This window comes from Streptomyces pactum, assembly GCF_002005225.1.
Lineage (GTDB): Bacteria > Actinomycetota > Actinomycetes > Streptomycetales > Streptomycetaceae > Streptomyces > Streptomyces pactum_A.
In genome coordinates, this window is record NZ_CP019724.1 from 3,878,667 (window position 1) to 3,898,784 (window position 20,118).

Genomic DNA, 20,118 nt, shown 5'->3' on the forward strand with positions numbered 1-20,118 from the left:
CACAGGTCGCTCAGCGCAGGGTGCGAGCGACCTCGGTGGCCCAGTAGGTCAGGATGTTGCGCGCGCCGGCCCGCTTGATGCCGGTGAGCGACTCCAGGATGGCGCGGTCGCGGTCGATCCAGCCCTTCTCGGCGGCGGCCTCGATCATCGAGTACTCGCCGGAGATCTGGTAGGCGGCGACGGGCACGTCCGCGGCCTCGGCGACCTTGGCGAGGATGTCGAGGTAGGGCCCGGCCGGCTTGACCATCACCATGTCGGCGCCCTCCTCGAGGTCGAGGGCCAGTTCCCGGATGGCCTCGCGCGCGTTGGCGGAGTCCTGCTGGTAGGTCTTCCGGTCCCCCTTCAGCGAGGACCCGACGGCCTCCCGGAAGGGCCCGTAGAAGGCGGACGCGTACTTCACGGTGTAGGCGAGGACGGCGACGTCCTCCCGCCCGATCTGGTCGAGCGCGTCGCGGACGACGCCGATCTGCCCGTCCATCATCCCGCTCGGTCCGACCACATGGGCGCCCGCGTCGGCCTGCACCTGCGCCATCTCGGCGTACCGCTCAAGGGTGGCGTCGTTGTCGACCCGCCCCTGAGCATCCAGCACCCCGCAGTGCCCGTGATCCGTGAACTCGTCGAGACACAGGTCGGACATGACGAGCAGCTCGTCCCCGACCTCGGCCCGCACGTCACGCAGGGCGACCTGCAGGATCCCGTCCGGATCGGTACCGGTCGTCCCGGCCGCGTCCTTCTTCTCCTCCTCCGGCACCCCGAAGAGCATGATCCCGGAGACCCCCGCCTCGACCGCCTCCGCGGCCGCCTTCTTCAGCGTGTCCCGGGTGTGCTGCACGACACCGGGCATCGCCGCGATCGGCACCGGCTCGCTCACGCCCTCGCGCACGAAGGCCGGGAGGATGAGGTCGGCGGGGTGCAACCGGGTCTCGGCGACCATCCGACGCATGACAGGAGTGCTCCGCAGCCGCCGGGGCCGGGTGCCGGGGAAGGATCCGTACGTCGACATACCACCTACGCTACGCCCGTCCCCCCCGTGCCTTTGCCGACGGAGAGTCGGCCCGCGCGACGCTTGACCTCAACCTTGGTCGAGTTCCTACGGTCGGCTCCATGAACTACTCACACACCGACGCGGAACTGGTCCGACAGCCCATCGGCTACTGGAGCTGGGCGGCCTACAAGGCCGTGGTCACCCGCACCCGGGCGGCCCTCGCCGGGATCGGCACGACCCAGCCCCAGTGGTGGGTCCTCGCCCAGGCGGCCCACGCGGGCACCCCGAAATCCCGCGACGAGATCTCCCGCCTCCTGCGCAACTACCTCGACACGGGCCCGGAGTCGATGGAGGCGGAGATCGACGCGACCCTCACGAACGGCTGGACCGCCCAGACCCCCGAGGGCCACCTGACCCTCACCCCCGAAGGCAGGGCGTTCTACGAGGAGGCGGCCGCCCTCCAGGACGAACTGTGGACGGAACGCCACGCCGGCATATCCGACGAGGAGTACCTGACCACCGTGAAGGTGCTCCAGCGCTTCATCCACAACACCGGCGGACAGGCCTGGCACCACTAGGCCGTGTCCGGCCTAGGGACCGGCAGGCGGCCACGGCACGTCGGCCAGCAGTGGGATCAGCGCCTCCTCCTCGTGGTCGAGGTGCGCGTTCAGCTCCGCCGACATCGCCTCCAGTTCCGCACGAAAACGCCGCGGTTCGGCGATGTGGACGCCGGCCAGCAGCGCCGCCAGCTCACCCTGGAGGCGGGCGATCGTGCGGTGTTCGTCGCCGAGCCGGTCGAAGACGTCGGCCAGGTGGGGATGGTGGCGGGCGATCCCCGGGAACAGGTGCCCGTCCTCGCTCGTGTGGTGGAACTCCAGCGCCTGGCAGAACGCCAGGCACCGCTGCCGGATCTGCAGCCCGAGCCCCGGGGCCGGCGGCGCACCGGGCCCCTGGTGCGCCGCCCGGGCGGCGAAGTGCGCGTCGACCTCCGTCCGCACCTGGGCCAACTGCCCCCGCAGCCAGGTGTGGACCTCCATGAGCTTGTCGGCGAGGGTGCGGACCTCGCCGGGCGCCTCCCACCCGTCGGGCTCGGCCCGCTCCAGCACCACCACCGGCAGGAGCCGATCGGTGGCGGCCTGGTAGTCGCCGTAGCCGGGCGCCGCCCGCACGACGTGCGCGAACAGCGCGTCGCGCCGGGCGCCTTCGGCGGGGACCGCGAGAGCCTCGAAGGAACGGGTGCCGATCTCGACCTGGACCACGGGATGGGCGAGCAGGTTGTGGTACCAGCCGGGATGCCGCGGACCGCCGAGGTTGGACCCGACGACCAGGAGCGAGTCCCCGTGGCGGACGTATCCGAGGGGGGTGGTCCGCGATACTCCCGACCGAGCGCCGGTGGTCGTCAGCAGGAGCAGGTCGCCGCCTTCGAAGGGACCACCGACCTTACCGGCGTTGGCGCGGAACTCCTCGATGACGGACTGGTTGAAAGACGTGGGCATACGTTTTCCGTGTCTCCATGACGGCAGCCCGCGACGCGCGTGCGGCACGGTGCCGGAAAGGGTTGTAGAGAAGAAGAGGACGACGACGTGCGAACGCGCTACGTCGTGTCAGGGCGCGGAGTGGGAACTCATCACGTACCCCTTGGGTGAAGGGCGCTCGCCCGAACACCGGTCGGCCCACTGCTCTTTGACCGGCGCCACGCGGCACCACCCTCATTACACGCACCCGCCCGCCACCTGTCAACGCCCGCCCGGGCGCCGCCCCCTGTCGGTCCGGGCGGCTACCGTACGCGCGTGAACGAGATGACCGGCGACGACCGCCGACTTCCGCCCGCCCTCGCCGACGTGGCCCGCGTCGCGTTCGACTACGACGACGGCGAGGGCATCGACTTCGAGCCCTACGCCGCCTTCGACTCGGCCGAGGAGACCACCGGCTGGCTGCGCCAGTGGACCGGAAACCCCGAACTCGACGGCGCCGCCTACCGCGTGTTCGGCCAGGACGGCACCGGCGGGCTCGCGGCCGTCTGGTACGCACGGCCCGGGCGGCCCCTCGCCGAGCAGCCCGTCGTGTTCATGGGCTCGGAGGGCGAGTGCGGCGTCGTCGCCGGGAACCTCTCCGACTTCCTGTGGGTGCTCGCCGACGGCACAGGCCCGCTGGAGGCCGTCCTGTACGACGAGCACGGGGCACGCCCGGACCCGGCGCTCACCGCACTCGCCGAACGCCACGCCACCACCCCGCGCCGACCCGCCGCGGACATCATCACCGAGGCCCGCGCCGCCTTCCCGGCCTTCGCCGAGGACATCGAGGAACTCTGCCGCTGAACGGCCGTCCCGCCGTACGACTCGCGCGGGGCCGAACGCGGCGGGGCGCCCCCCGAGGAGCGCCCCGCCTCACCTCACGTCGAAGACCGGCGCCTTCGCGCCCCCGGCCGCCGCTCGCTCGGCCGCGTCACCGGATCCCCGGCCTCCAGGGCCGCCGCACGGCGCCGCAGGCCGAAGTCGGCCAGGGCCTCCGCCAGCTTCAGCACCGACGGCTCCGGAGCCATGACGTCGACCCGCAGCCCGTGCTCCTCGGCCGTCTTGGCCGTCGCCGGGCCGATACACGCGATCACCGTCACGTTGTGCGGCTTGCCCGCGATACCGACCAGGTTCCGCACCGTGGACGACGAGGTGAAGAGCACCGCGTCGAAACCGCCGCCCTTGATCGCCTCCCGCGTCGTGGCCGGCGGCGGCGAGGCGCGCACCGTCCGGTAGGCGGTGACGTCGTCGACCTCCCAGCCCAGCTCGATGAGCCCGGCGACCAGCGTCTCGGTCGCGATGTCGGCACGGGGCAGGAAGACACGGTCGATCGGGTCGAAGACCGGGTCGTACGGCGGCCAGTCCTCCAGCAGACCGGCGGCCGACTGCTCGCCGCTCGGCACCAGGTCCGGCTTCACGCCGAAGGCGATGAGCGCCTTCGCCGTCTGTTCCCCGACCGCGGCGACCTTGATACCGGCGAACGCCCGCGCGTCCAGCCCGTACTCCTCGAACTTCTCCCGGACCGCCTTCACCGCGTTGACCGACGTGAACGCGATCCACTCGTACCGGCCCGTCACCAGGCCCTTGACCGCCCGCTCCATCTGCTGGGGCGTGCGCGGCGGCTCCACCGCGATGGTCGGGACCTCGCTCGGCACGGCCCCGTAGGACCTGAGCCGGTCGGAGAGCGACGCCGCCTGCTCCTTCGTACGCGGCACGAGCACCTTCCAGCCGAACAGCGGCTTGGACTCGAACCACGAGAGCTGGTCGCGCCGGGCGGAGGCGGAGCGCTCGCCGACCACGGCTATCACCGGGCGGCCACCGTCCGGGGACGGCAGCACCTTCGCCTGCTTCAGCGTCTGCGCGACCGTGCCGAGCGTCGCCGCCCAGGTGCGCTGCCGCGTCGTCGTACCGGCGATCGTCACCGTCATCGGGGTGTCCGGCTTGCGGCCGGCCGACACCAGCTCACCGGCGGCCGCGGCCACCGAGTCGAGCGTCGTCGACACCACGACCGTGCCGTCGGAGGCGCCCACCTCGGTCCAGCAGCGGTCCGACGCCGTACGGGCGTCCACGAACCGCACGTCGGCACCCTCGGCGTCCCGCAGCGGAACACCGGCGTACGCGGGCACACCGACGGCGTTCGCGATACCGGGGACGACCTCGAAGGGCACCCCGGCCGCGGCGCACGCCAGCATCTCCTCGGCGGCGTACGCGTCGAGACCGGGGTCACCGGTCACCGCACGCACGACCCGCCTGCCGCCCCGCGCGGCCTCCATGACAAGATGTGCGGCATCCCGCACAGCGGGGACGCCCGGGGTCGTTGACGCTCCGTCAACTACCCTCAGTTGGGGCGCTCCTGTGCCCGGATCCGACGGATCGGCATCCGTGTGCACTTCGGACACGCCCTGCCTCGCATGCGTGCGTACGACGTCGAGCACCTCGTGCTCGGCGACGAGTACGTCCGCGTGCGTCAGCGCCTCCACGGCGCGCAGAGTCAGCAGTCCCGGATCTCCGGGTCCGGCACCGAGGAAGGTGACGTGCCCGTGTTCCGGACCGGCGGGAAATGCGGTGGGGCTCACTGTGCTCGCTCCCCCATCAGACCGGCCGCGCCCTGGGCGAGCATCTCGGTGGCGAGTTCGCGACCGAGTGCCAGTGCCGCGTCGTGCGTCTGGGGCACGGGACCGGTGGTGGACAGCTGCACCAGCGTCGAGCCGTCGGTCGTGCCGACGACGCCGCGCAGGCGCATTTCCTTGACAGTCTGCCCGTCGGCCTGGGAGTCCCCCCGCTCGAGCGGAGCCGAGAGTGGGGGAAGGTCGGCCAGCGCGCCCACAGGGGCGCTGCAGCCGGCCTCCAGGGCGGCGAGCAGTGACCGCTCGGCCGTCACGGCGACCCGCGTGAACGGGTCGTCGAGTTCGGCGAGCGCGGCGATGAGCTCAGCGTTGTCCGCAGCGCACTCGATCGCCAGTGCCCCCTGGCCGGGGGCGGGCAGAACCGTGTCGACCGACAGGAAGTCGGTCACCTCGTCGATGCGGCCCACCCGGTTCAGTCCGGCGGCGGCCAGCACGACCGCGTCGAGCTCGCCGCTGCGGACGTATCCGATGCGAGTGTCGACGTTGCCCCGGATCGGGACCGTCTCGATCTCCATCCCGTGGGTGCGGGCGTACGCGTTGAGCTGTGCCATGCGACGCGGCGCACCCGTACCTATGCGCGCCCCGCGGGGCAGGTCGGTCAGCTTGCGCGCGTCCCGGGCGACGACCACGTCCCGCGGGTCCTCGCGCTCCGGTACGGCCGCCACCACCAGTCCCTCGTGCGCCGCGGTGGGGAGGTCCTTGAGCGAGTGAACCGCGAAGTCGACCTCACCCCGCAGCAGCGCCTCACGCAGCGCGGCCACGAACACGCCCGTGCCGCCGATCTGCGCCAACTGCTCACGCGAGACGTCGCCGTACGTGGTGATCTCGACCAGCTCAACGGGCCGACCGGTCACCTGGCTCACGGCGTCCGCCACCTGCCCGGACTGGGCCATGGCGAGCTTGCTCCGCCTGGTCCCCAGCCTCAGTGCCTTCTCAGTCATGCCGGCCCTCGGTTCTTCTCAGTGCTGTTCTCGGCGCGGGAGACGGAGGCCACCGTCTCCTGGTCGAGGTCGAACAGGGTGCGCAGCGCGTCCGCGTACCCGGCGCCGCCGGGCTCGGCGGCGAGCTGCTTGACCCGTACCGTCGGCGCGTGCAGCAGCTTGTCGACCACACGCTTGACGGTCTGGGTGATCTCGGCGCGGTGTTTGTCGTCGAGGCCCGGCAGCCGCCCCTCCAGCCGGGCGATCTCGCCCGCCACGACATCGGCCGCCATGCTGCGCAGCGCGACGACGGTGGGCGTGATGTGCGCGGCTCGCTGGGCCGCCCCGAACGCGGCGACCTCGTCGGCGACGATCCGGCGGACCAGGTCGACGTCGGAAGCCATGGGCGCGTCCGCGGAGGCGTCGGCCAGCGACTCGATGTCCACCAGGCGCACCCCGGCCAGCCGGTGCGCGGCGCCGTCGATGTCGCGCGGCATGGCGAGGTCGAGGAGGAAGAGCACGGGCCGCGGACGCGGCACCTCGGCCACCGGCTCGGGCCGGCGGCGCTCGGGGACGCGGCCCATCCGCGTCGCCGTCGCGGCGAGCGCGGTGATCAGCTCGGCGTCCGCCTCGGCGCCCGGCCGCCCGGACTCGCGCGGCCGGTCCACGACCGCGCCGCCCGCCGCCCAGGCCCCGTGCTGCTCCAGCGTCGCCGCGTCCATGCCGGCCACGGCGGCCTCCCCCATGACGGAGAAGCCGGACTGCACGGAGGACAGGTCCAGCGGGCAGTTCTCGTCGGTGCCGGTACTCGGCAGTGGCGTTTCGCCACCCTCCCGTACGGCGGCGGGGGCGGCGGTGTGCACGGCGGCACGCCCGTCGTCCGGCGCGGCGGCGGGAGCGCCGGTGCGCCCCTCGACCGCCTCGGCCACGGCGCCGGCCGTGAGGACCAGCCCGGTCGCACCGGTGCAGGAGACGGCCACGTCGGCACGTGTCAGCTCGAGCGGCACCGAGTCCATCGGTACCGCGCGGGCCAGCACGTCCGTGTCGTCGCCCTCGGTCGGACGTTGTCCATATTGCTCTTCGAGCAGGAGCGCGAGCCGCTCGGCGCGCTCGAAGGTGCGGTTGGCGACGACGATCTCGGCTACCCCGGCGCGCGCCAGCGTGGCGGCGGCCAGCGAGGACATCGAACCGGCGCCGATGACCAGGGCCTTCTTGCCCCGCGCCCACTGCTGGACGTCGGCTCCCGCGGCGAGCTGCTCCAGGCCGAAGGTGACCAGGGACTGCCCGGCGCGGTCGATGCCGGTCTCGGAGTGGGCCCGCTTGCCGACCCTCAGCGCCTGCTGGAACAGGTCGTTCAGGAGCCGGCCGGCGGTGTGCAGCTCCTGCGCGCGGGCCAGGGAGTCCTTTATCTGGCCGAGGATCTGGCCCTCGCCCACCACCATCGAGTCGAGCCCGCAGGCCACCGAGAACAGGTGGTGGACGGCCCGGTCCTCGTAGTGCACGTAAAGATGAGGAGTGAGCTCCTCCAGGCCGAGCCCGCTGTGCTGGGCGAGCAGCGTGGACAGCTCGGCGACACCGGCGTGGAACTTGTCCACGTCGGCGTACAGCTCGATGCGGTTGCAGGTGGCCAGCACCGCGGCCTCGGTGGCCGGTTCGGCGGCGACCGTGTCCTGGAGCAGCTTGAGCTGCGCGTCCGCGCTCAGCGAGGCCCGCTCCAGCACGCTGACGGGCGCGCTGCGGTGGCTCAGTCCGACGACGAGGAGGCTCATGCCGGCATCACGGCGGGCACGTCCCCGTCGGGTCCCTGGTCGGTGGAGGGCTGCTGCCTGCGGGCGGCGACGGGCGGCGCGACGCCGTCGGCCGCGGCCTCCTCGCCCGCCTTGCGCTGCTCGTGGAAGGCGAGGATCTGCAGCTCGATGGAGAGGTCGACCTTGCGCACGTCGACGCCCTCGGGGACGTTCAGCACGGTCGGCGCGAAGTTCAGGATGGAGGTGACACCGGCGGCCACGAGCCGGTCGCAGACCTGCTGGGCGGCACCGGCGGGGGTCGCGATCACACCGATCGAGACACCGTCGTCCCGGATGATCTTCTCCAGCTCGTCGGTGTGCTGCACCGGTATGCCGGCGACGGGCTTTCCGGCCATTCCCGGATCGGCGTCGATGAGGGCGGCGACCCGGAAACCACGGGAGGCGAACCCGCCGTAGTTGGCGAGCGCGGCACCGAGGTTACCGATACCGACGATCACTACCGGCCAGTCCTGCGTGAGCCCCAGCTCGCGGGAGATCTGGTACACGAGATACTCGACGTCGTAGCCGACGCCCCGGGTCCCGTAGGAACCGAGGTAGGAGAAGTCCTTGCGCAGCTTCGCGGAGTTGACTCCCGCCGCGGCCGCCAGCTCCTCGGAGGAGACCGTGGGCACCGAGCGCTCGGAGAGCGCGGTCAGGGCGCGGAGGTACAGCGGAAGCCTGGCGACGGTGGCCTCGGGAATTCCTCGGCTGCGGGTCGCCGGTCGGTGTGTTCGGCCAGTTGCCACGGTGCTCCTGCGGGTAGAGCGGGGCTGTAGGCGGTCATACGTCCCTACATGACCGCCCCGTCGAATGCAGGCTATGTCTTTGTGAACGCGTGCACAAAGATGGTGTCCGATTTGCCCGGCCAACGTGACCGGGCTCACGCGCGCCCGGCACACGAAGCGGGAACCGGCGCATACACGCACGCGCTCCTCTCCCATCGGGGGCAAAGCCGCACACGCTCCTCACGATCAACGCCCCCGAGACCCAGTCACCATCGATCCTAAGCGACCATCCGGACTACTTGGACTCGTCGGTCAGTGCCTTGCGCAGCCGTTCCTCGTTCACACGCCAGAAGGTGTGCTGTCTGCCGTCGACCAGGACGACCGGGATCTGCTCCCAGTACTCGTCGTGGAGCCGGCGGTCCCGGGTGATGTCCTTCCCCTCCCAGGGGACGCCCAGCTCGGCGCAGACCTTCTCGACGACGAGCTGTGCGTCATCACACAGATGACAGCCGGGTTTGCGGATGAGGGTGACGAGATGGTTCTCGGAGTGCTCATGAGACTGCGCGGGCTGCGGGGCCCCCGGGCTCTGCGAGGGCTTTCGGCGGAAGAGGGGACTCATGCCGGCCATTCTCGCGCGCACGGCGGCGTACGCCGACCCTTCGGCGGACGCCGGTCCGCCTGCCGGGCCGACACGCCGACGCGCCCGCGCGGGCGCCCCTTTAACGACACGGTCGCCCAGAGTTCACGGCCCCCGAACCCCTTGACTCCGAAGCCTCCGAACAAACTGGCTATGCTCACGGACATGGCCGCTCTTCGATGGCTCACTCCCCGTAGGCGCTCCGCCACGGCGCGGAGCGTGTTGGCAGGCGAGGCCTCGGCGGAGGCAGCCCGCAAGTCCGCGCAGTCCGCCGCGGACACGGCCCCCGGCACGGGCGCCGAAGCGGAGTTCCCGGTCCACGGCGACGACAGGGCAGCCGCCTTCTTCGACCTCGACAACACCGTGATGCAGGGCGCCGCGATCTTCCACTTCGGGCGGGGCCTGTACAAGCGGAAGTTCTTCGAGACCCGGGACCTCGCCCGGTTCGCCTGGCAGCAGGCGTACTTCCGGCTCGCCGGGCTGGAGGACCCGGAGCACATGCAGGACGCCCGCGACTCCGCGCTGTCGATCGTCAAGGGCCACCGCGTCTCCGAGCTGAAGTCGATCGGCGAGGAGATCTACGACGAGTACATGGCCGAGCGGATCTGGCCCGGCACCCGCGCCCTCGCCCAGGCCCACCTGGACGCGGGGCAGAAGGTCTGGCTGGTCACGGCGGCCCCGGTGGAGATCGCCCAGGTGATCGCCCGCCGCCTCGGCCTGACCGGAGCACTGGGCACGGTCGCCGAGTCGATCGGCGGCGTCTACACGGGCAAGCTGGTGGGCGAGCCGCTGCACGGCCCCGCGAAGGCCGAGGCGGTACGGGCGCTGGCCGCGGCGGAGGGCCTGGACCTGACCCGCTGCGCCGCCTACAGCGACTCCCACAACGACATCCCGATGCTGTCGCTGGTCGGACACCCGTACGCGATCAACCCGGACTCCAAGCTGCGCAAGCACGCCCGGGAGCTGGAGTGGCGCCTGCGCGACTACCGCACCGGCCGCAAGGCGGCCAAGGTCGGCATCCCGGCGGCCGCGGGCGTCGGCGCCGTGGCGGGCGGCACCGCGGCGGCCATCGCGCTGCACCGCCGCCGCCGTTGACCCGGCCGGCCGCCGGCCCAATCGGTGTGACGTACCCGCGGGCCCCCCTCTCCAGTCCCCTTTCCTCACATCGACCACAACACGCTCTGTAGTCACACGGAACCCGAACCATTCCGGTCATCAACCGATCACTCTGTCGCATCTGATCGAGCGTCAATCGGGCACGGAAGCGACGTAATCGATGATTTGAGCAACTGGGCGTAGCAGTGCCTGCACGAAGCGTTATTCTCCTCAGACGCATTCCGGTACCCCACCTTCGCTACGACGGGTGAATGGTTCCGTACTGCACGTGATGGAAGCTCTGCCTCTGGGAGTCCCGTGTACCCACACGTCGGGGTTGACGCCTCGGGCCTGGCTACGCTGCGCGCAACGGTCAAATCAGCCCAAGACCTGCTGCGCGGCTTCGTCCCCACCGCGTACGCCGTACCCGCCCTCGCCGCGGCCGCCGCCCCCGTGGGCCCGTGCTATGCACTGGCCGACGGAAGCGCCGCCGTCGGCAGACGAGCGCGGTCGTCCTCGTCCGGGGCCGCCGCCACCACCCACCGCCGCCCCGCCGCGGACAGCGACAGCGCCCGCATGATGGACCTGGTCGAGCGGGCCCAGGCCGGCGAGGCCGACGCCTTCGGGCGGCTCTACGACCAGTACAGCGACACCGTGTACCGCTACATCTACTACCGCGTGGGCGGCAAGGCGACCGCCGAGGACCTCACCAGCGAGACCTTCCTGCGGGCGCTCAGGCGCATCGGCACCTTCACCTGGCAGGGCCGCGACTTCGGCGCCTGGCTGGTGACCATCGCCCGCAACCTCGTCGCCGACCACTTCAAGTCCAGCCGTTTCCGGCTGGAGGTCACCACCGGCGAGATGCTCGACGCCAACGAGGTCGAACGGTCCCCCGAGGACTCCGTCCTCGAATCGCTCTCCAACGCCGCCCTGCTGGAGGCCGTACGCCGGCTCAACCCGCAGCAGCAGGAGTGCGTGACCCTGCGCTTCCTCCAGGGCCTCTCGGTCGCCGAGACCGCGCGGGTCATGGGCAAGAACGAGGGCGCCATCAAAACGCTCCAGTACCGGGCCGTGCGCACCCTCGCCCGGCTCCTGCCGGACGACGCGCGCTGAGCCTCGGACGCCCCCGAGGCGCCGCGACCACCACGACCCGCAGCAGCAGCCAGCCGCCGCAACCCTCCGCGATCGTCAAATCACCATCGGTGAAAGCCCGTTGAGTCCGCGGTCCGATCATCCACCGTCCGTAACCCAAGCGCCGCGACGCTCGTTGTGCGGGATGCAGACTCCCTGTGGTCACTCCTTGGCCGACTCCGATCACCCGATCGGGGGCTTCCCATCAGGGGGTGCAACCCTCAGGACCCCCTGGGGAGTCGACCGTCATGACGAGAGGAGGTGCCGCCAGTGATCGCGAACGTATCGGCACACCGGCGGGCGAACGCCTTCGCCCAGGCTCTGGAGGAGCAGTCCGATCCCGGGGCGGCGGCCGAGCAGTCCGGAGGACCGGCGACTGCCGGGGCCACCGCGGAACAGACCGAGCAGGGTCGTCTCCTGACCCTCGCCACCGGCCTGGAGACGCTGCCCCGGCCCGAGCTGGATCCCGAGGTCAAGGTCGTCCAGCGGGCCCGGCTCGTGGCCGCGTTCGAGGCCATGCTGCAGGAGGGCACCGCGGGCGGCGGGGCGGCGGACACTTCGGTCCCGGAGCAACGCCGGGCGCGCGGTACCCACCGGGCGGCCCCGCTGAAGAGGTTCCGGCCGCGCTCGCGGCTGGCCAAGGGCCTCACCGCGGGCGGACTGAGCGTGAGCGTGGCCGCGGGAGCCTTCGGCGGAGTCGCCGCGGCCAGTTCGGACGCCCTGCCCGGCGACTCGCTCTACGGCCTCAAGCGCGGCATAGAGGACTTCCGCCTCGGCCTCGCCGACGGGGACGACGAGCGCGGCCGGGCCTACCTGGACCTCGCGTCCACCCGGCTGAACGAGGCACGCCGGCTGATGGAGCGCGGTCGCAGCGGGCCCCTCGACCACGAGTCCCTCGGCGAGGTCCGCCGCGCCCTGTCCGGCATGCGGCACGACGCGTCCGAGGGCCATCGCCTCCTCAGCGCGGCCTACGCCCGCGACCCCGGCTCACTGGCCCCCATGCAGGCCCTCTCCGCCTTCTCCCGCTCCCACCGGGAGGCCTGGGGAGCACTGCGCGAGCGGCTGCCCGTGCAGCTCGGGGACGTCAGCGAGCAGGTGTCGTCGGTCTTCGACGCCATAGAGGACGACGTGGCACCGCTGCGGTCCATGCTGCCGCAGCCGCCCGCCCGGGACGACGACGAGGGAGACGGCCGCCGGCCGGGCACCTCCGAGTCGGCGACCACCGACGCGCCCGGCTCCGGCTACTCGTCCGCCCCGGGCAACGGCGACGACGGGACGTCCGAGCGCGGGCGTACGGGCAGCGGCAGCCCCAGCGAGTCGGCCGACTCCGGCCAGGAGGACGACGGCCTGCTCGGCGGCGGCACGGGCGGTCTGCTCGACCCTCCGAAGGACACCGGCACCGGCACCGCCTCCCCGTCGACGGGCGACGACACCCCGCCCACCGAGCCGGACGTCACCCTCCCGCCCCTCCTGCCGGGCCTCCTGCCCGGCCTGGGCATCGAGGCGGAGGACGCGGACTGATCCGGGCGGACTGATCCGGGCGGACTGATCCGGGCGGACTGATCCGGGCGGACTGACCCGCTGGGGGGTGCCCCACACCGCACAAGGGGCACCCCCACCGCCGCACCGCCACAGCCCAGAAGGACACCGCTCAACGGCACCGATCAGAAGAACACCGACCGCCGCTGCACCAGCAGCTTGTAGAGCGTGTGCTGGATCTGCTCCCGCACCTGGTCGGTCAGATTGAACATCAGCATCGGATCCTCGGCCGCCTCCGGCGGATAGCCGTCCGTCGGGATCGGCTCACCGAACTGGATCGTCCACTTCGTCGGCAACGGCACCGCACCCAGCGGACCCAGCCATGGGAAGGTCGGCGTCAGCGGGAAGTACGGGAACCCGAGCAGCCGCGCCACCGTCCTGGCGTTGCCGATCATCGGGTAGATCTCCTCCGCCCCGACGATCGAGCACGGGATGATCGGTGCCCGCTGCCGCAGCGCCGTGGACACGAAGCCGCCACGCCCGAAGCGCTGGAGCTTGTACCGCTCGCTGAACGGCTTGCCGATGCCCTTGAAGCCCTCCGGCATCACCCCGACCAGCTCGCCCTGACCGAGCAGCCGTTCGGCGTCCTCCGCACAGGCCAGCGTGTGCCCGAGCTTGCGCGCCAGCTCGTTGACCACCGGCAGCACGAACACCAGGTCCGCCGCCAGCAGCCGCAGATGCCGGTCGGCCGGATGATGGTCGTGCACGGCGACCTGCATCATCAAAGCGTCCAGCGGCACCGTCCCGGAGTGATTGGCGACGATCAGCGCACCGCCCTCGGCCGGGATGTTCTCCACACCCTTCACCTCGACCCGGAAGTACCTCTCGTACACCGGCCGCAGCAGGGACATCAGCACCTGGTCGGTGAGCTCGGCGTCGTAGCCGAAGTCGTCGACCTCGTAGTCGCCGGTGAGGCGGCGGCGCAGGAAGGCCAGCCCGCCCGCGATACGCCGCTCCAAGCCGCCGTCGGCCTCCTCCGGCCGCGGGCCGGGCTCCCCCGGCGGCTCGTCCGTCACGGGCACATCGTCCTGCGCGGCACCCCGCACCGGCAGCGGCTGCACCTCGCCTACCGGCGCGGACTCCGCCGCGTCCTTGCGCCGGCTCCCCGCACCGCGGCGCCGTGGGCGCTGCGCCGCGCTCCCCGCGCTCCCCGCGCTCCCACCGCTCCCCCGCGACCGGTCGTCGTCGAACGGAATGACCTTGGCGTCCGCCATCGTTGATGCGCTCCTCAGTTGGCGCTCTGCGTCGGGAGGTGGCCGCTGCCCCGCCGGGACAGCTCCGCGATCCGGTCGACGGCCCCCGCGAGGGCCTCGGGCGGCAGCAGTCCGGCACCGCGGCCGCGCGCGAAGTCCGCGAACGCGCCGGCCGTCGTGTACTTCGGCCGGAAACCCAGGGTTTCGCGCATCTGCGTGGTGTCCACCGCCCGCCCGTGGGTGAGCAGCCGGATCTGCTCGGGGGAGAAGTCCGTCATCCCCAGCGTACGCACGAGCGAGCCCGCCCAGGTGACCGCGGGCAGCAGCAGCGGCACCGTGGGGCGGCCCAGCCGGCGCGAGCACTGGGAGAGCAGGAGAACCCCGTCGCCGGCGATGTTGAAAGTGCCGCTGTTCAGCGTGGACCGCCGCGGCTCGTGCGACGAGATCCGCAGCACCTCGATCACGTCGTCCTCGTGCACGAACTGCAGCCTCGGGTCGTAGCCGAACACCGTCGGCAGCACCGGCAGCCCGAAGTAGGAGGCGAGCGGCGTGTCCGCGGCCGGGCCGAGGATGTTGGCGAACCGCAGCACGGTCACCGCGACATCCGGCCGACGCCGCGCGAACCCCCGTACGTACCCCTCGACCTCGACCGCGTCCTTGGCGAAGCCACCGCTCGGCAGCGACTTGGGCGCGGTGGTCTCGGTGCAGACGGCCGGATCGCGGGGCGCGGACCCGTAGACGTTCGTACTGGACTTCACCACGAGCCGCCGCACGGTCGGCGACTTCTGGCACGCCCCGAGCAACTGCATCGTGCCGATGACGTTGGTCTCCTTGACCGACGTACGGCTGCCGCTGCCCAGCGGCGTACCCGTGACGTCCAGGTGGACGACCGTGTCGGCGCCCGTCTCGGCCAGCACCCGGCCGATGGCCGACTGCCGGATGTCGGCCTGGACGAAATCGGCGCCGCCCAGATGATGCTCGGGCGCGACGGCGTCCACGCCGACGACCCGGTCCACGTCGGGATCACGCTGGATGCGCCGCACGAACCGGCCCCCCAGTTGACGGGCCACTCCGGTCACGAGCACGACCTTGCCCAAGATCAGCGCCTTCCTTCCGCCCTACTCCGTACCCTGCCGCGTTCCCCGTCCGCGGGCCAACTTAGCCGGTCGGTGTCGCGCTGTGATGACCACCGGATGCAGCAAGTGACGAGAATTCGCGGTCGTGCCGCGCACTCGCGCCGCGGATACGACTGTGGCCCCCCACCGGATGCGGTGGGGGGCCACAGAACACGCTGACGGCGCAGCGTCGCTTACTTCTTGTTGCGACGCTGAACGCGCGTGCGCTTGAGCAGCTTGCGGTGCTTCTTCTTGGCCATCCGCTTGCGCCGCTTCTTGATAACAGAGCCCACGACTACCCTCGCTCACTTCTCATCACTCGGTTGTTGGGCGCCATGGGCCCACACGACCTACGAGGGGCTAGCCTACCCGCCCGAGCGCTGAGCTCGTAATCGAGGCCGTCAGGCCGTTTCCACCCCCACATAGCTCTCGCGGAGGTACTCGTGAACCGCTTGCTCCGGGACGCGGAACGACCGTCCTACCCGGATCGCGGGCAGATGACCGCTGTGCACCAACCGGTACACGGTCATCTTGGACACGCGCATCACCGAGGCGACCTCCGCCACGGTAAGGAACTGAACCTCGTTCAGAGGCCTTTCGTCACCTGCAGCCATGACACACCTGAACCTTCCGCACTCGACGGCCACCGGCTTCCCCTTCCGGTGACTCTTCGTCGTTGCGTGCTCACTCCCCAATGTAGGGGCGGGTGATGCGAATGGGGAAGAGGTGCACCCATCGCTTCCCTACCGTGACAGACACGCCCGATTGAGTACGTAGCGGGTAAGCGGCCGGTAGTACTCGGACCGCACGGCGTCATCAAGTGGAACGGCCACGGACACGACCCCCTCCGCCTCACCGACGAAGAGCGCGGGATCGTCCGTATCGGCCGGCCCGATCGCCTCGAACCCGAGCTGACCTGCTCCGCAGGCCCAGCCGTGGTCCCCGATCACCAGCTCGGGAAGCGGTCCGCCGGCCTCGGCCGCGGCGGCCAGCACGGTACGAACCGGGAGCGGCGAATGCGTGTGTGCGCCGGGCTCACCACCGGCGTGCCCGGCGCCGGGTTCCCGCACCAACGCGACTCCCCGGACGTAGTCGAGGTTGTACGTGCGTAGACCGAACCGGGTCGTTATGTCGACACGGCGACCCTGCGCAGGGGTGAGGACAGCACATCCCGCCGCCGACAGCGCCTCGGCCAAGGCTGCGTAGAAACCGAGCAGTCGATGCGGGTGCCCGGTGCCGAGGAGGACCGGTCCGCGACGCTGAGCGACCGCGGCGAGCCGGCCGGCGAAGGCGTCGAGGGCGGCCAGTGTCCTGGCCGGGTCGATCACATCCTGACCCGAATTGTCGTACGGGTCGGCCGAGACCCCACACCGCTGCGCCATCAGCCCCAGCAGGTCACGCTGCCCCCAGTCCCCCGCCGGGTCGATCCCGATCAGCACCCGCGGATCCCGCGCGGCGAACAACCGGTAACTCCGCAGACTCACCTCCCGAGAGGTCGCCACGACCCCGGCAAGACGAACGTCCAGAAGATGAGCCCGAAGAGCTCCGCGGGTCAGCACGGAAGCGATGCTGCCGCGTGCTCCCGCCCCCGGACCGGTGAACGCGTGAATCTACCCACGGTCGGCGTAACTCCCGCCGCCCCGCACCGCCGGGCCACACCGCCGGGTCACGCCCTCACCCCGGCCCACACGGCCACCGGCACCCGGCACCCGGCACCCGGCACCCGGCACCACTCAACCGCCAACCGCCAGTCGCCCCCGTCAGGCCAGAAGCCCCCGCAACGGGAACACTGCCCGCCGAGCCGCCACCACCGACTGATCCAGCCGGTCCGCGGGGTCGTACCCCGCCTCCCACGAAGCCCAGGCCACCGGCCACCGCCCGTCAGTCATCCGCATCGGCGCCAACTGCCGTGTCCGCGCGAAGACCTCCTGCCGCCACCCCTCCGGAATCACCGTCTCCGGCTCCACCGGCCGCCCCGCCGCGATCCCCACCAGATGAGTCCACGACCGCGGCACCACATCCACCACGGCGTACCCGCCGCCCCCGAGCGCCACCCACCGCCCGTCGGCGTACTCGTGCGCCAGCTCATGGCACGCCACCTGCACCGCCCGCTGCGCGTCCAGCGACACCGCCAGATGCGCCAGCGGGTCCTCGAAGTGCGTGTCCGCACCGTGCTGCGTCACCAGCACCTGCGGCCGGAAGTCCGCGATCACCTCCGGCACCACCGCGTGGAACGCCCGCAGCCACCCCGCGTCCCCGGTCCCCGCCGGCAACGCGACATTCACCGCCGACCCCTGCGCACAGTCCGCCCCGGTCTCCTCCGGCCACCCGGTCTGCGGGAACAGCGTCCGCGGATGCTCGTGCAGCGAGACCGTCAGAACCCGCGGGTCCTCCCAGAACGCCGCTTGCACCCCGTCCCCGTGGTGCACGTCCACATCCACGTACGCGACCCGCTCGGCGCCCAGTTCCAGCAGCCGGGCGATCGCCAGCGCCGCGTCGTTGTACACACAGAACCCCGAGGCCGCGCCCGGCATCGCGTGGTGCAGGCCGCCCGCGAAGTTCACCGCGTGCGCCGCGTCCCCGCGCCACACCGCCTCGGCCGCCCCCACCGACTGGCCGGCGATCAGCGCGGACACCTCGTGCATCCCGGCGAAGGCCGGATCGTCGATCGTCCCGAGCCCGTACGCACCGTCCGCCGCCCCCGGATCCACCGACGCCGCCCTCACCGCGTCGATGTAGTCCTCCCGGTGGACGAGCCGCAGCGTCGACTCCCCGGCCGGCCGCGCCGAGACGACCTCCAGCTCCCGGTCGAGCCCCAGGGCACCGACCAGCCCCCGCGTCAGGGCGAGCCGGACCGGGTCCATCGGGTGGTCCGGGCCGAAGTCATAGCCCGTTACTGCCTCGTCCCACATCAACTGTGCGCGGCCGCTCATGCCCGCCACCGTATCGGTCCGGTCGAGCCTCGAACGACCGGGCGTACACGACCGTCACCAGCACCAACACCATCGGTACGAGCATGGCCCCGCGGTAACTCCAGGCATCCCCCAGCGCCCCCACCAACGGCGAACCGATCAGGAAACCGACGTAGTTGAAGACGTTGAGCCGCGCCACCGCCGCGTCGGACGCCCCCGGACGGCCGTCGCCCTCCGCGGCGAGCCGCCCCGCCGCGGCGAACGTCTGCGGCACCAGCACACACAGTCCCAGCCCCAGCAACGTGAACCCGAGCATCCCCACCCACGCCCCGGGCGCCCCCGCCACCACGGCAAACCCACCGGCGGCGACGACAGCGCCACCCCGCACCACCGCGACCGCTCCGAACCGCCGCACCCCGAAGTCCCCGACGGCCCGCCCCACCAGCGTGGTCACCATGTACACGTTGTACGGCACCGTGGCCAACTGCTCCGAACTCCCCAGCACGTCCTGGAGGTACTTCGCGCTCCAGTTGGAGACGGTCGAGTCCCCGATGTACGCGAACGTCATCACCAGGCACAGCGGCAACAGCGCCTTGAACCCGACGCCCGAACCGCCCTCCCGCTTCCGCGCCCCGGCGGCCCCGCCACCACCGCCCTCACCGTCGACGTACCAGCGGCTGCCCACCAACGCGGCCGGCAACAACACCGCCACGACCGGCAGGTACGACACCCACAGCGCCAGGTCCCAGTGCGCCCCCGCCCAGGCCAGCGAGGCCCCCAGAATCCCGCCCAGACTGTAGGCCGCATGGAATCCCAGCATGATGCTGCGCCCGTAGGCCCGTTGCAGGCTCACCCCGAGCATGTTCATCGACGCGTCCAACACGCCCACGGCGAGCCCGAAGACGCCCAGCGCGACGGCGAGCACCGCCACCCGGTCCCCCGCCCCGACCCCGAGGAGCGCCAACAGCACCGCGGGCTGGGACCAGCGCAGCAGCCGGCTCGGCGGCACCCGTCGCACCAGGCGCTCGGTCGCCACACTCCCGACACCGGCCAGGATCGGCACGGCGGCCAGGAAGACGGGCAGCAGCGCGTCGGAGACGCCGTACCGCTCCTGGACGGCCGGGATGCGCGTGACGAGCAGTGCGAAGGCGACGCCCTGGGCGAAGAAGCCGAACGCCAACGAGGCCCTGCCGCGCCGCAGCACATCAGTCATGGCGGCGAGCGTAGAGCTCCGGCTTACCCATGGGTAGATCCAGCCAAAGGTGAATTGCCCTCAGCTTCGTCAGCGCACCAGCAGATCGGCCAACTCCCCCATGCCGCCGAAGAGACGGGTGGCCCCGGCGAGTCTGGCGGCGGGCGTCATCGCGGTGAACCCGTACACGTCCATCCCGGCCGCGACGGCCGCCCGCACTCCGAGCGGGCTGTCCTCGATGACGACACACCGCTCGGGCGTGACGCCCATCCGCTCGGCGGCGTGCAGGAAGAGATCCGGTGCCGGCTTGCCCCGCCCCACGTCCTGGGAACTGAAGATCCGCTCGTCGTCGAACCACCGGTTCAGCCCGGTCTTCCGATGCCCCACCCGAATCCGCTCATGGCTGCCGGACGACGCCAGGCAGTACGCCGTCCCGTCCGCCGCCAGCTTCTCGAGCACACCGACGGCACCGGGCACGGGCTCCAGATCCCGTTCGAAGGCGGCGAACACCCGCCCGTGGAACACGTCGTCGAAATCCTCGGGCAACCGCCGGCCCGTCCGATCCAGGATGAGGTCGTGAACCCGGTGCATCGCCGCACCCATGTAGTCCCTGAGGGAGTCGTCGTACGACGTCGGGTGCCCCAGCTCGGTCAGGTAGCCGGCCAGCAGCCGATTGGAGATCGGCTCGCTGTCGACGAGGACGCCGTCGTTGTCGAAGATAACCAGGTCGTAGCTCATACAAAGAC

20 protein-coding genes are annotated in these 20,118 nt (G+C 71.6%); 5 read left to right on the plus strand and 15 right to left on the minus strand.

From position 1 onward, the window contains the following. Positions 1-10 precede the first annotated feature (10 nt). A complete protein-coding gene (gene hemB / locus B1H29_RS16140) occupies positions 11-1,003 on the minus strand; it encodes a porphobilinogen synthase (RefSeq protein ID WP_055418554.1) in 993 nt (330 codons plus the stop codon). 101 nt (positions 1,004-1,104) lie between these two features. Here hemB and B1H29_RS16145 point away from each other — a divergent pair, with 101 nt between their 5' ends. Next, complete coding sequence (locus B1H29_RS16145; RefSeq protein ID WP_055418555.1) at positions 1,105-1,563, plus strand: MarR family winged helix-turn-helix transcriptional regulator; 459 nt, start codon at positions 1,105-1,107, stop codon at positions 1,561-1,563. A 12-nt stretch (positions 1,564-1,575) separates the two neighbouring features. Here the strand turns inward: B1H29_RS16145 and B1H29_RS16150 are convergent, their stop codons facing one another. Continuing rightward, positions 1,576-2,481, minus strand: coding sequence for a nitroreductase/quinone reductase family protein (locus B1H29_RS16150; protein WP_055418556.1), 906 nt, complete (start codon positions 2,479-2,481; stop codon positions 1,576-1,578). 294 nt (positions 2,482-2,775) lie between these two features. On the opposite strand from B1H29_RS16150, the gene B1H29_RS16155 reads away from it, so the two are divergent. Next, entirely contained in the window at positions 2,776-3,303 is a 528-nt protein-coding gene (locus B1H29_RS16155; RefSeq protein ID WP_055418557.1) for a hypothetical protein, read from the plus strand. 74 nt (positions 3,304-3,377) lie between these two features. Here B1H29_RS16155 and B1H29_RS16160 read toward each other — a convergent pair whose 3' ends face one another. The 5 genes from B1H29_RS16160 to B1H29_RS16180 form a co-directional block, all read right to left on the minus strand. Next, positions 3,378-5,075 carry a uroporphyrinogen-III synthase gene (locus B1H29_RS16160; protein WP_055418558.1) on the minus strand — a complete coding sequence of 566 codons (1,698 nt, stop codon included), beginning with the start codon at positions 5,073-5,075 and terminating at the stop codon, positions 3,378-3,380. After that, complete coding sequence (gene hemC, locus B1H29_RS16165; RefSeq protein WP_055418559.1) at positions 5,072-6,067, minus strand: hydroxymethylbilane synthase; 996 nt, start codon at positions 6,065-6,067, stop codon at positions 5,072-5,074. The genes B1H29_RS16160 and hemC overlap by 4 nt, the downstream gene beginning before the upstream one ends. Beyond that, positions 6,064-7,815 carry a glutamyl-tRNA reductase gene (locus tag B1H29_RS16170; RefSeq protein WP_055418560.1) on the minus strand — a complete coding sequence of 584 codons (1,752 nt, stop codon included), beginning with the start codon at positions 7,813-7,815 and terminating at the stop codon, positions 6,064-6,066. The genes hemC and B1H29_RS16170 overlap by 4 nt, the downstream gene beginning before the upstream one ends. Continuing rightward, complete coding sequence (locus B1H29_RS16175; RefSeq protein ID WP_055418561.1) at positions 7,812-8,579, minus strand: redox-sensing transcriptional repressor Rex; 768 nt, start codon at positions 8,577-8,579, stop codon at positions 7,812-7,814. Before B1H29_RS16175 ends, B1H29_RS16170 begins: the two co-directional genes overlap by 4 nt. 274 nt (positions 8,580-8,853) lie before the next feature. After that, entirely contained in the window at positions 8,854-9,186 is a 333-nt protein-coding gene (locus tag B1H29_RS16180; RefSeq protein WP_079160254.1) for a glutaredoxin family protein, read from the minus strand. Positions 9,187-9,360: 174 nt separating this feature from the next. On the opposite strand from B1H29_RS16180, the gene B1H29_RS16185 reads away from it, so the two are divergent. From B1H29_RS16185 to B1H29_RS16195, 3 genes are all read left to right on the plus strand, one after another. Then, on the plus strand, positions 9,361-10,290 hold the full coding sequence (locus B1H29_RS16185; protein WP_079160770.1) for an HAD family hydrolase: 930 nt from the start codon (positions 9,361-9,363) through the stop codon (positions 10,288-10,290). Positions 10,291-10,608: 318 nt separating this feature from the next. After that, entirely contained in the window at positions 10,609-11,403 is a 795-nt protein-coding gene (locus B1H29_RS16190) for an ECF subfamily RNA polymerase sigma factor, BldN family (protein ID WP_055418563.1), read from the plus strand. 288 nt (positions 11,404-11,691) lie between these two features. Further along, the gene (locus B1H29_RS16195; protein WP_055418564.1) at positions 11,692-12,942 is read left to right on the plus strand and encodes a DUF5667 domain-containing protein; all 1,251 of its coding nucleotides are present in this window, start codon (positions 11,692-11,694) and stop codon (positions 12,940-12,942) included. A gap of 143 nt (positions 12,943-13,085) precedes the next feature. Here B1H29_RS16195 and B1H29_RS16200 read toward each other — a convergent pair whose 3' ends face one another. The 8 genes from B1H29_RS16200 to B1H29_RS16235 all read right to left on the minus strand — a co-directional run bounded on the left by B1H29_RS16200 (position 13,086) and on the right by B1H29_RS16235 (position 20,110). Continuing rightward, on the minus strand, positions 13,086-14,174 hold the full coding sequence (locus B1H29_RS16200; protein WP_055418565.1) for a lysophospholipid acyltransferase family protein: 1,089 nt from the start codon (positions 14,172-14,174) through the stop codon (positions 13,086-13,088). 14 nt (positions 14,175-14,188) lie between these two features. After that, on the minus strand, positions 14,189-15,250 hold the full coding sequence (locus B1H29_RS16205) for an NAD-dependent epimerase/dehydratase family protein (RefSeq protein WP_055418566.1): 1,062 nt from the start codon (positions 15,248-15,250) through the stop codon (positions 14,189-14,191). 212 nt (positions 15,251-15,462) lie between these two features. Continuing rightward, positions 15,463-15,561, minus strand: coding sequence for a 30S ribosomal protein bS22 (locus B1H29_RS16210; protein WP_003948845.1), 99 nt, complete (start codon positions 15,559-15,561; stop codon positions 15,463-15,465). A 108-nt stretch (positions 15,562-15,669) separates the two neighbouring features. Then, complete coding sequence (locus tag B1H29_RS16215; protein WP_159027830.1) at positions 15,670-15,882, minus strand: helix-turn-helix domain-containing protein; 213 nt, start codon at positions 15,880-15,882, stop codon at positions 15,670-15,672. A gap of 129 nt (positions 15,883-16,011) precedes the next feature. Beyond that, a complete protein-coding gene (locus B1H29_RS16220) occupies positions 16,012-16,827 on the minus strand; it encodes a phosphatase (protein WP_055418568.1) in 816 nt (271 codons plus the stop codon). Positions 16,828-17,028: 201 nt separating this feature from the next. Then, a complete protein-coding gene (locus B1H29_RS16225) occupies positions 17,029-18,201 on the minus strand; it encodes an acetoin utilization protein AcuC (RefSeq protein WP_055418985.1) in 1,173 nt (390 codons plus the stop codon). Then, on the minus strand, positions 18,152-19,393 hold the full coding sequence (locus B1H29_RS16230) for an MFS transporter (protein WP_079160257.1): 1,242 nt from the start codon (positions 19,391-19,393) through the stop codon (positions 18,152-18,154). Before B1H29_RS16230 ends, B1H29_RS16225 begins: the two co-directional genes overlap by 50 nt. Positions 19,394-19,462: 69 nt before the next feature. Further along, positions 19,463-20,110, minus strand: coding sequence for an HAD family hydrolase (locus tag B1H29_RS16235; RefSeq protein WP_055418569.1), 648 nt, complete (start codon positions 20,108-20,110; stop codon positions 19,463-19,465). Positions 20,111-20,118: the final 8 nt, after the last annotated feature.